At 70.7% G+C, this 11,062-nt stretch carries 8 protein-coding genes; 4 read left to right on the forward strand and 4 right to left on the reverse strand.

Annotation, left to right across the window (positions count from 1 at the left end; genetic code table 11):
- Positions 1-5: 5 nt before the first annotated feature.
- Positions 6-1,337 carry an amidohydrolase gene (locus JNK12_19085; protein ID MBL8778052.1) on the reverse strand — a complete coding sequence of 444 codons (1,332 nt, stop codon included), beginning with the start codon at positions 1,335-1,337 and terminating at the stop codon, positions 6-8.
- A gap of 197 nt (positions 1,338-1,534) precedes the next feature.
- Here JNK12_19085 and JNK12_19090 point away from each other — a divergent pair, with 197 nt between their 5' ends.
- Together JNK12_19090 and JNK12_19095 are read left to right on the forward strand one after the other, a co-directional pair.
- Positions 1,535-2,554, forward strand: a complete 1,020-nt coding sequence (locus JNK12_19090) for a Rieske 2Fe-2S domain-containing protein (protein ID MBL8778053.1) — start codon at positions 1,535-1,537, stop codon at positions 2,552-2,554.
- A 158-nt stretch (positions 2,555-2,712) separates the two neighbouring features.
- Positions 2,713-3,273: a class I SAM-dependent methyltransferase gene (locus JNK12_19095; GenBank protein MBL8778054.1), complete on the forward strand. Its 561-nt coding sequence runs from the start codon at positions 2,713-2,715 to the stop codon at positions 3,271-3,273.
- On the opposite strand, the gene JNK12_19100 is transcribed toward JNK12_19095, so the two are convergent.
- Together JNK12_19100 and JNK12_19105 are read right to left on the reverse strand one after the other, a co-directional pair.
- Entirely contained in the window at positions 3,257-4,939 is a 1,683-nt protein-coding gene (locus JNK12_19100) for a radical SAM protein (protein ID MBL8778055.1), read from the reverse strand. The two genes, JNK12_19095 and JNK12_19100, sit on opposite strands and share 17 nt — an antisense overlap.
- Before the next feature lie 3 nt (positions 4,940-4,942).
- Positions 4,943-7,699 carry a non-ribosomal peptide synthetase gene (locus tag JNK12_19105; GenBank protein MBL8778056.1) on the reverse strand — a complete coding sequence of 919 codons (2,757 nt, stop codon included), beginning with the start codon at positions 7,697-7,699 and terminating at the stop codon, positions 4,943-4,945.
- Positions 7,700-7,763: 64 nt separating this feature from the next.
- On the opposite strand from JNK12_19105, the gene JNK12_19110 reads away from it, so the two are divergent.
- Positions 7,764-9,593: a carbamoyltransferase gene (locus tag JNK12_19110; GenBank protein ID MBL8778057.1), complete on the forward strand. Its 1,830-nt coding sequence runs from the start codon at positions 7,764-7,766 to the stop codon at positions 9,591-9,593.
- 42 nt (positions 9,594-9,635) lie between these two features.
- The gene (locus JNK12_19115) at positions 9,636-9,803 is read left to right on the forward strand and encodes a hypothetical protein (GenBank protein ID MBL8778058.1); all 168 of its coding nucleotides are present in this window, start codon (positions 9,636-9,638) and stop codon (positions 9,801-9,803) included.
- 245 nt (positions 9,804-10,048) lie between these two features.
- On the opposite strand, the gene JNK12_19120 is transcribed toward JNK12_19115, so the two are convergent.
- Positions 10,049-11,050, reverse strand: a complete 1,002-nt coding sequence (locus JNK12_19120; protein ID MBL8778059.1) for a phytanoyl-CoA dioxygenase family protein — start codon at positions 11,048-11,050, stop codon at positions 10,049-10,051.
- Positions 11,051-11,062: the final 12 nt, after the last annotated feature.

An 11,062-nucleotide genomic window follows, 5' to 3' on the forward strand; every position in this document is an offset into this window, starting at 1 on the left:
CGTCGTCATGACGAAGGGTCGGTCGGGGCTTCGGGCTTGGTGCCGCTGGCGGCGTCGAGGATCTTCTGGGCCTTCTCGAGCAGTGCCATCAGGCTGACCGGCTCGGCCGGCGGCTCGAACGGTCGGCCGGACGCCACGGGGGTGACGTCGACGTGGGCGGCCTCGGCCCGCAGGGCGCCGGCGGTGCACGCCTCGCGGGCCCGGTGGGCGAACGGGTCGAACTGGAACTCGCGGCAGGCGTTCAGGTGGGTGATCGCGTCGATGTCGGCCCGCGGCACCCCTTCGAGTGCCTTCATCAGCGACTCGGGGGCGGTCGGCCAGGTGGAGTCGCTGTGGGGGTAGTCGTGTTCCCAGCAGATGTTCTCGACGCCGATCTTGTCCCGCAGCTCGATGCCGACGGCGTCGTCGATGAAGCAGGTGATGAAGCGCTCCCGGAAGATGTCGCTCGGCCGCTTGCCCCCGAAGTCCGAGCCCGTCCACGTGCGGTGGTGCTCGTAGACGTAGTCCGCACGCTCGAGCAGATAGGGCACCCAGCCGATGCCTCCCTCGGAGAGGGCGATCTTCACCGGGAACTCGCGGGGCACACGCGACCACATCAGGTCGGCGGCCGCCTGCATCAGCCCCATGGGCTGGAGGGTGATCATCGTGGTGATGGGCGCCTCGAGGGAGGTGATGGTGACCTCCGACGACGACCCGAGGTGCAGGCAGATGACCGTCCCCTCGTCGGCGCAGGCCTTCCAGAACGGGTCCCAGTGCGGGTTGTGGAAGCTCGGCTGGCCGAGCTTCTCGGGGTTCTCGGAGAACGTGACGGCATGGCAGCCCTTGGCCGCCAGGCGACGCACCTCGGCGGCCATGAGCTCGGGATCCCAGAACGGCACGACGCACAGCGGGATGAAGCGCCCGGGGTAGGCGCCGCACCAGTCCTCGACGTGCCAGTCGTTGTAGGCCCGGAGGACGGCGAGGCCGAGGTCCTTGTCGTCGGCCTTGGTGAAGACCTGTCCGCAGAACTGCGGGAAGGAGGGGAAGTTCATCGAGCCGAGCACGCCGCCGGCGTTCATGTCCTCGACCCGCCGGTGGATGTCGTAGGTGCCGGGACGGATCTCGTCGAAGCTCGTGGGGTCGACGCCGTACTCCTCGGGGGGCCGCCCGGCCACCGCGTTGAGCCCGATGTTCGGGATCTCCTGGCCCTCGAAGACCCACACGTCGGTGCCGTCGTCCTGGCGGACCACCCGGGGGGCCCGGTCGGCGTAGGCGGCGGGCAGGCGCCCGTCGAAGAGGTCGGGAGGCTCGACGCAGTGGTCGTCGACGCTCACCAGGATCAGGTCGTCGGGCGACATCGGACGCGATGGTAGCGATGCGGGTGGGGTCGGGGCACAGTCGGGCGGGGCGCTCCTGGGCCGTTTCTCCATCAACCCCCTCACTCGTCCTCGCCCTGCGCCGACGCGTCTGCGTATACTCGTGCGACAGCGGTGAAGCGAGGGGGCGTCCGGTAGGCGCCTCAGGAGGACGGCTGGAGATGCGTTACCCCCTTCCCATGCCCTTTGGCTGGTTCCAGGTCGCGTGGCCCGACGAGGTCCCCGCGGGGAAGGCCGTGCCCCTCTACTACTTCGGGCGGCACCTGGTCGCGTGGCGCAGCGAGGCGGGCGAGGCCCACCTCATGGACGCCTTCTGCCCCCACCTCGGCAGCCACCTGGGCTACGGCCTCGGCGAGGACGGCAGCCACGGCGGCAACGTCTGTGGCGACAACCTCGTGTGCCCGCTCCACAACTGGACCTTCGACGGCGACGGCAACGTCATCGACGTGCCCTACTCGAAGCGCACCAACAAGCGCGCCAAGGTCCGCTCGTACCCCGTGGTCGAGCGCAACGGCGCCCTGTTCGCCTGGTACCACCCCACCGACGAGGCCCCCAAGTGGGAGATCCCCGAGGTGCCCGAGCTCAACGACCACCCGCAGTTCACCAAGACCTACCGCAAGCACTACAAGGTGAAGACCCACTGGCAGGAGATCGCCGAGACGGTCGCGGACGCCGCCCACGTCCAGCAGCACCTGGTCGAGTTCGAGAAGAACCTGGGCATCGAGCCCGGTGCCAGCCCGCCGCCGGCGGTCGAGGAGTACACCACCACCTTCCCCGACTCGCGGATGCGCTTCTACCAGCCGTTCCCCACGCCGCGGGGTCTCGTCGAGGGCCGCATCGACACCGACAGCTGCGGCCCCGGTCACGCCGTCACCTGGTTCACCGGCCTCGTCGACACCATCACCCTGGGGTGCGCCGTCCCCGTCGACCAGGACACCACCGAGCTGCGCATGACCTTCGCGGTCCGCGACCTCGGCGACGAGGCCCTCACCACCTCGGTGGCCGAGGCCTTCGTCGAGGGGATCGCCCACCAGACGGTCGAGGACGTGCCCATCTGGGAGAACAAGGCGTACGTCGTGAAGCCGGCGCTGTCCGACGCCGACGGCCCCATCATGAAGTTCCGCAAGTGGGCCGAGCAGTTCTACGCCGAGGGCCTGGACCTCGACAAGGAGATGTACGAGCCCGCCGCTCCGGTCTGAGCCCTGACGCGGACCGCCCAGCGCACCGGGCCGGTCCCGCACCCTCACCGCTCCCCCGCTTCCGGGGCGAGCCCTGGTCCACCCGGTCCCACGTGCGTGGACGATGGCTGGCGTGTCCGTTCGACGTCCTCGCGTCCGAGGTACCGCGCTCTGGCCGCGTGCTCGACGTCGGGTGCGGCCACGGACTCCTCGCCCTCCACCTCGCCGCCGGGTCCGCCCGCCGGGAAGTCGTGGGCGTCGACATCGACGAAGCCAAGATCACCGCCGCCCGCCGGGCCGCAGCGGCTGCGCCCTCGCTCCCCAACGTCGCCTTCGCATCGGCCGACGACCTCGCGACGATCGACGGGCCCTTCGCCGCCGTCACCGTCGTCGACGTCCTGTACCTCCTGACCGCCGAGCATCAGGAGGCGCTGGTGCGGTCCCTCGCCTGCCGCCTGGCTCCCGGAGGGAGCCTTCTGGTGAAGGAGATGGCGCCCACGCCGCGGTGGAAACACCGCTGGATGCACGGCGAGGAGGTCCTCGCCACGCGGGTGGCCCGCATCACCGCCTCGACCGACGGCGTCCTGCACCACACCGCACCCGAGGACGTCCGGCGGTGGATGACGACCGAGGGCCTCGCCGTGTCGGACCGGCGCCTCGACCGACGGCGCCCCTACCCCCACCACCTGGTGGTGGGGGTGGCCCCCGCCGCGGGCGGGTCGCCTACGCCGACCGGGTGACCGGGCGGGGCACGGGGTCGAGCATCGACGGGTCGAACGGCTCGGGGTCGCGGGCGTCGTCCATGGGGACGGGCGGGTAGATCTCGTCGCTGGCGACCACGACCGACCAGCCGTCCTCGTCGCCCCGACCCGCAGGGAGGGCCACGAGGCGCAGGAAGGTGCCGTTCTTCTCGTACGGCCCGCTGCTCGTGTAGCCGAACAGGACCTCGAACCGTCCCCCCGTGGTGTGGCGGTCCATGACGAACAGCGACGGACCGAGGCGGGAGCGAAGGGCGTCGATGCAATCGTCGAGGTGACGGCCGACGACGTTGGTGGGATCGAGGCCGTAGAACGATCCCTGCAGGGCCTCGAAGGACCGGGCCACCCCGTCGGCGTCGAGTTCGAAGGTGGCGATGCGATCGCCCGCCCACGTCGACAGCTCGTCGATCACGACCTGGCGGGCCTGGCGTTGCCCTCGGCTGCGCAGCAGCACCCGCTTGGGCGCCGGCGCCGACCGCACCGCCCGTGCCTCGGCGGCGTCGGGGACGAGACGTGGGGCCTCGGCGTCGTCGGCACCGCCGAGCACGGTCCCCTCGCCACCCGCGAGGCGCTCGTCGAGGGCACTGCGCAGCTGCGCCACCTCGGAGCGCCAGACGTGGCCGTTGAGGGCCAGTTCGGCCACCACCTCGTCGGTGGACGCCTCCATGGTCTCGACCACCTCGCGTAGCTCGTCGAGGGGGACCTTGTAGAGGCTGAAGGGCTCGTTGAACACGGTGGACGTGCTCACCGGGACCGAGCGCTCCTCGGCGAAGCGCAGCAGGTCGCCGAACTCCCGCCAGTTGTCCCGCATGAGGCAGTGGTTGATGACCACGCTGGTCCCCGCCCCGTCGGCGTAGGTCCGGAACCGGTCGAGGTTGGCCACCACGACGTCGAAGTCGGCGTTGCGGCGGATGGACTCGAACTGCACCTTCTCGGCGCTGTCCATGGACACGATGAGGTGCACCGGCAGGTGCTCGAGCACCCGCTCGACCTTGGCGTTGTACTGCGTGCCGTTGGTGGTCACGTGGCACTCCGGGCGCAGCTCCATCTCGATGAGCAGGTCCCACACGCGGTGGTTCTCCCGCATCATGAACGGCTCCCCGCCGACGAACCGGGCGGTGCGCAAGTGGGGCAGGAACGAGCGCAGGTCCTCGAAGAACTCGTCGCCGTAGACCGAGGGGATGGGCGGGCGCTTCTCGATGCGGGCCCGGATGCGCGACGAGTAGAGCCCGTTGCAGTGGATGCACTCGAGGTTGCAGGTGTTGGAGAGGCAGAAGCCGATCTCGGTGGGCCACGGCAGGGCCCGGTCCTCGGCGGGGAGGCGGTCGTACTGCTTGAACTGCGGCGCCTCCTTGTTGTGCTCGGCTTCCCACCGGCAGGTGCCGCAGCCGTAGCCGAAGTCGTACTGCTCGAGGGCCTCGCGGAGCATGGCGGCGCGGCGGCCGCGCCAAATGTCGGTGAGGCGCTCCTCGGTGACGTTGCCCAGCGGGTAGGCGTTGTTCATGCAGCACGGGAGCACGAAGCCCAACGGGTCCAGCTCGAAGGTCCCGAAGGGCGCGTAGCACGCCGAGCGGAAGGCCTTGCCGGTGAGATCACGGCCCTCGTCGCAGCGCTCCTGGAGCTCTTCGGGGACCGGGGCGAAGGGCACGGCTCAGCCGCTCTGACGTGCGATCGCGGCGTCGAGGTCGGCCCGGATGAGCCCGGCGACCTCGCCCACACCGTCCTCGGCCATCACCTCCCAGTGGCCGGCCGCGACGCGCTGCACGTCGACGGTGCCGCCCACCCACTCGGCCCAGCCCATGGTGGAGTCGGTGGCCCCGGTGCCGCCGGCCCAGTAGAGGGTCAGGTCTCCGCCGTAAGGGGCGGGCGCCCAGTCGGGCCCGGCCAGGCGCCAGAGGCGGTACCACGAGTACCAGAGACGATGGCCGGGGCGGATCTGCCCGGTCCGGCGGAGGTCGAGCTCCCAGAGCACGGGCTGGACCCACCGGTCGATGCGGGCGCGCTTCATGAGCTGGCGTACGAGGCCCTGCGGCGACCGCTTGGCCAGGCCGGCGTAGTACCGGGCCCGCTGCCGCAACGGCCAGTCGGGCTCGGCCGGGGTGGGGATGCCGAGGTAGGGGCTCTGCGGGGGACGCTGACGGGAGTAGTCGATGCCGCGGTAGCCGGGGCCGACGTCGATGATGCCCAGGAAGGCCACCTCGTCGCCGTCGCGCTCGAGGATGCGGGCCATCTCGTAGGCGAGGATCCCGCCGAACGAGTAGCCGGCCAGGTAGTAGGGACCCTCGGGCTGGATACGCCGGACCTCGCTGAGGTAGCGGCGGGCGAGGGTGTCGATGGTTCGGATGGGCAGCCGGTGCCCGTCGAGGAAGGGCGACTCGAAGCTGTAGAGGGTCTGGTCCGACCCCAGGGCCGCGGCCAGGTGGCGGTAGCGGTAGGCGGAGCCGTAGAGGTCGTGGGTGAGGAAGAGAGCGGGGCGATCGGCCGCCCCCGCCTGGACGAGGGCGGCCTCGCCGGCGTGGTGGGTGTCGCCCCGGATGGCCCGGGCCAGGTCGGCGACCGTGGTGCCGTCGAGCAACGCCGACATCTGGACCTGGTGGCCGTGGCGCTCCTCGAGCCGCACGAGCATCTGCGCGGCCAGCAGGGAGTAGCCGCCGAGGTCGAAGAAGTCGTCGTCGACGTGGACCTCGGGGACCCCGAGCAGCTCCTGCCACAGGTCGATGATCTGGGCCTCGAGCTCGTCGGCGGGGGCCGGTCGGCTCACGCCACCGTCCGGGGAGTCCCCATCCGCGGGCCCGTGGCCGCCGCCACCGTCGACCCCGTCGATGAGCGCCTGGCGGTCGAGCTTGCCGTTGGGCAGCTGAGGGAGGTCGTCGCGCAGGAGGACGCGTGAGGGCACCATGGCGGCGGTGACCCGCTCGGCCAGCTCCCGTCGCACCTCGTCGGCGCTGGTCTCCGACGACGTGGGCACCACGTGGGCGATCAGGATGCGCGTGCCCGTGGCGTCGGTGCCGGTGGTGACCACCGCGTCCTTGACCACGTCGAGCGCCAGCAGGGCGTCCTCGACCTCGCCGGGGATGATGCGCTGGCCCCGGATCTTGACCTGGTCGTCGGTGCGGCCCGCCACCTCGAGGTAGCCGTCGGCGGTGACGCGGGCCACGTCGCCGGTGCGGTACACGGGCACGCCGTCGGGCCCGACCGACAGCACCTTGGCGTCGAGGTCGGGACGCCCCCAGTACCCCCGCAGCAGGTAGGGACTGCGCACGAACAGCTCGCCCGCCGCGCCCACGTCGGCCGGGGTGCCGTCCTCGCGGCGGATCTCGAGGCCCATGCCCTCGATGGGGTGCCCCACCGGGACGCCGGCGTCACCGAAGGACTCCCCCGGCGCCACGAAGTAGAAGGTGAGCACGCCGGTCTCGGTGGTGCCGTACCCGTTGGCGACGACGAGGTGCTGACCGAACAGGTCCCGCACCAGGGCCACGGCGTCGGCGTCGACCCGCTCGCCGCCGAGCACCACGAGGCGGAGCGCCGGGTACTCGAACCCGGCCACGACGTCGACCATGAACCGCGCCACCGTCGGCGCGACGTACATGACCGAGATCCGCTCCTCGGAGATCCACTTGCCGAGGTCGACCAGGCCGAGGCCCCGCACGTCGCGTGTGGTCAGCGTCCCGCCGTTCAGCAGGGGCAGGAACATCGGATAGGCGGCGACCGCCAACGACACCGGGAACAGCATGGGGAGCGTGTCCCCCGGCGAGATGGACAGGGCGTCGGTGGCGCCGCGCATGAGGTGCAGCAGCGCACGGTGCGGGATGACCGCGGCCTTCGCCGAGCCGGATGACCCGGACGTGTAGGCCAGCATGGCCCCACGGTCGGGAGCGACGTCCACCGGCGGCGGCGTGGTGGGCGCGCCCTCGACCAGCGCGGAGTCGCGCACCACGGCGACGTCGGGGCCGGCGAGGTCGAACGCGGCCCCGATGCGGGAGGCGTCGGCCACCAGGAGACGGGCGCCGGAGTCGGCCAGGAGGGACTCGGTGACCGACGGCGCCGCCTCGGGGTCGAGGACCAGCACGAGCTTCCCTGCACTCAGCGTGCCGAGCATGGCGGCGACGAGCGGACCGTCGTGGTCGAACAGGAGCGCCACCGGCTCCTCGTCCTCGCCGAGACGGGCGAGCAGGGCGTTGGCGAAGCGGTTGGCGTCGGTCTCCAGCTCGGCGAAGGTCCACGCGCCCGCCGGGCTGCGCAGGGCGACGTGGTCGGCGTGGCGGGCGGCGACGTCACGGAACCTCGCCCCGATCGAGCCTTCCACCGCCGCCGCGGGGAAGGGCTCGTAGCCGTCGGGTCGGGGGCGGTCGGGCCCCCACGGCGCCGCGCCGGGCGGCGCCTCTGCAGGTGGGCTCTGGTCGCTCATAGGCACTCCGGAGCGTACCGCCCCTCGCCCGCCGCCAACAGGACGAAGCGGCTAGCGTCGTCGCATGAACATCTTGGGGATCAGTGGCTTCTACCACGACTCCGCGGCGGCACTCGTCCAGGACGGCGTCGTCACCGCCGCCGCCCAGGAGGAGCGCTTCACGCGCAAGCGCCACGACGCCGACTTCCCGGCCAACTCGATCGCCTACTGCCTGCGTCGCGGCGAGGTGGACGCCGACGGGATCGACGCGGTCGTGTTCTACGACAAGCCCATCACCACCTTCGTGCGCCTGCTCAAGACGTACATGCGTGTCGGCCCCAAGGGGTTCCGGTCCTTCCAGACGGCGATGCCCATCTGGCTGCGGGAGAAGCTCTGGATCCCGTACCAGATCGAGAAGGGCCTGAAGAACCTCGGCTTCGCCATGCCCAAGGACCTGTTCTTCACCGAGCACCACGAGAGCCACGCCGCCAGCGCGTTCTACCCGTCACCGTTCTCATCGGCCGCGGTGCTCACCTTCGACGGCGTCGGCGAGTGGGCCACGAGCAGCGTCGGCGTGGGACGCGGGCACGACCTCACCCTCACCGAGCAGCTCAACTTCCCGCACTCGATCGGCCTGTTGTACTCCGCGTTCACCTACCACTGCGGGTTCCGGGTCAACTCGGGCGAGTACAAGCTGATGGGGCTCGCCCCCTACGGCGAGCCCGTGTACGCCGACCTCATCCTCGACAAGCTCGTCGACCTGCACGACGACGGCTCGTTCACCCTCGACATGTCCTACTTCGGCTACCTGCACAGCCTGAAGATGACCAACGCCAAGTTCGACAAGCTCTTCGGGGCGCCGGCCCGGGCGCCCGAGAGCGAGCTCACCAAGCGCGAGATGGACATGGCCCGCTCGATCCAGGAGGTCACCGAGGAGATCGTCCTTCGCATGGCCCGCCACGCCGCCCAGGTGACCGGCGAGACCAAGGCCTGCCTGGCCGGTGGCGTCGCCCTCAACTGCGTCAGCAACGGCCGTCTGCTCCGCGAGGGGCCCTTCGAGGAGCTGTGGATCCAGCCCGCGGCGGGCGACGCCGGCGGTGCCATCGGCAGCGCCCTCTACGCGTGGCACAAGATCTACGGCAACGAGCGCACCGTGGACGGCGTCCACGACGGGATGTCGGGCGCCTACCTCGGGCCCCGGTTCAACGACGACGAGATCGCCCGCTACCTCGACGACAACGGCTACGCCTACGAGCGCTTCGCCGACTCGGCCCAGCGGGCGGAGCGCATCGCCGAGCTGGTCGACGACGGCAACGTGCTCGGGCTGTTCATCGGACGGATGGAGTTCGGTCCCCGCGCCCTCGGCCACCGGTCGATCATCGGCGACCCCCGGTCACCGAAGATGCAGTCGATCATGAACCTCAAGATCAAGCACCGGGAGTCGTTCCGGCCCTTTGCCCCCGCGGTGCTGGCCGAGCGGGCGAGCGAGTGGTTCGCCATCGACGTGCCCTCGCCTTACATGATGATCACCGCCGACGTCACCGAGGAGCACCGGGTCGAGAGCGGCCCGCACGCCGACGATCTGCGCACCTGGGTCAACGAGGTCCGTTCGGACATCCCCGCGGTGACCCACGTCGACCACTCGGCCCGCCTCCAGACCGTGAGCGCCGAGCAGAGCCCCGAGTTCCACGAGGTCCTCGCCGCGTTCGAGGCCCGCACCGGGTGCCCCGTGCTCATCAACACGTCGTTCAACGTGCGGGGCGAGCCCATCGTCTGCACCCCCGACGACGCCTACCGGTGCTTCATGCGCACCGAGATGGACTACCTCGTCCTCGAGCACTTCCTGCTCGAGAAGACCGCCCAGCCCGACTGGGACAGCGAGGACGACTGGCAGTCCACCTTCGAGCTGGACTGAGCCGGACCCCCCGACCGCACTCCGGCTGCTAATTTCTCCCCCGTGTTGCGCATCAAGCACCTGTTCCGCCTCATGGGCGACTTCGGCAGCTACGCCGTGGTCAACCGGGTGTGGTGGATCATCCCGCTGATGATGGTGCTCGGCCTCGTGGTCGCCTTCATCACCGTGGGCCAGGCGGCGGCGCCCTACACGCTCTACACCCTCTTCTAGGCCCTCCCGCTTCTCGGCCCCCGCTTCTCGGCCCGCCCGGCGCCCGCTCCTCGGGCGCTCCGGCCCACCTGCTTTCCGGGGGCATCATCTCGGCGGCGGGGACGGCGAGCCCCGGCCACGCGACAGCGCGGGCGGCGTCGAGCGCCACACGATCAGCGAGGCCCGAACCGTGACGCGACGATCCCCCGGCCCCGTCCCGCAGGACGGTGGCCGGGGGATCGGTCAGATCCGGCCAGGCGGGTGGCTCAGACGGCCGCCAGCTCGGCTTCCTTCTCGGCGCACGAGGGGCACAGGAGCGTGACGTTGCCGAGCCAGCGGTCCGGCGTGTCCTCGATGCCCTCGGTGGTGCCGCAACGGTGGCACCAGGCCCGACCCGGGTTGAGGGCCCCGTGACGCTCGATCTCGTGGTCGACGGCCTCGCCGTTGGCCACCAGCTCGTCGAGGCGCTCCTCGGTGAGCGCCACGAACTCGAAGTCGCAGATGCCGAGGCTCTGCGCCGCCGGCGGCGGGGTGCCGAGGGTGAACGGGTTGTTGTCGACCCAGAACTCCTCACCGATCTCGAAGGCCTCGATGGAGCCGTCGGGCAGCCCGAAGTAGTGGATGTGCTGGGCGCTGTTCGGGATGAGGTCGATGATGGCCACGAGCCGCTCCTTCTCGGTGCGGTTCGGGTACGAGAAGTGCAGCGTGGCGTGGTTGAACACGATGGCCTCGCCCGCCTTGAGGGGCTCGGGCACCGCGTGGCGCTGCACGATGCGCTGCTCGAGGCCGTAGAACGGCGAGCGGAACGAGTGGATGCCCCGCAGGGTGGGGACCCACTTGTGCGAGCCCGGCACCATCCAGAGCTGGCCGTTGTCGGCGTGGGTGTCCTCGAGGGCCACCCAGATCTCGGCGGAGCGGAACTTGGTCTCGTCCACCAGGGCGAGGTCCTGGTGGAGGCCGAAGCCGCTCATGCCGCCGGGCCACTTCGTGAGGAAGTTGGCGGGCAGGCACTTGTAGTCGTCGAAGATCTCGTCGCAGTGCGGCTTCAGCACGCCGTGCACGCCGTCGCTGATCTTCTGCTTGTAGTCCGCGTCGTAGGTGTGGAAGGTGGAGATGCAGGCTCGCTCGGGGTCGCCCGGGGCCTTGCCCAACCCGTAGTACACGTCCCGCAGCGCCTGGACCTCGTCCGCATCGAGACAGGGGATCTTCACGTAGCCATCACGCTCGAAGGTCGCCTGCCACTCCTCATTCAAGAACGTGGGTTGCACGTCTGCTCCTCG

Source organism: Acidimicrobiales bacterium (assembly GCA_016794585.1).
GTDB lineage: Bacteria > Actinomycetota > Acidimicrobiia > Acidimicrobiales > DATDAH01 > JAEUJM01.

Bases quoted from the DNA above. Each gene is read 5' to 3' on its own strand.
- JNK12_19110 (MBL8778057.1), top strand. From the start codon at position 7,764: ATGAACATCTTGGGGATCAGTGGCTTCTACCACGACTCCGCGGCGGCA.
- JNK12_19090 (MBL8778053.1), top strand. From the start codon at position 1,535: ATGCCCTTTGGCTGGTTCCAGGTCGCGTGGCCCGACGAGGTCCCCGCG.
- JNK12_19105 (MBL8778056.1), bottom strand. From the start codon at position 7,699: ATGAGCGACCAGAGCCCACCTGCAGAGGCGCCGCCCGGCGCGGCGCCG.
- JNK12_19085 (MBL8778052.1), bottom strand. From the start codon at position 1,337: ATGTCGCCCGACGACCTGATCCTGGTGAGCGTCGACGACCACTGCGTC.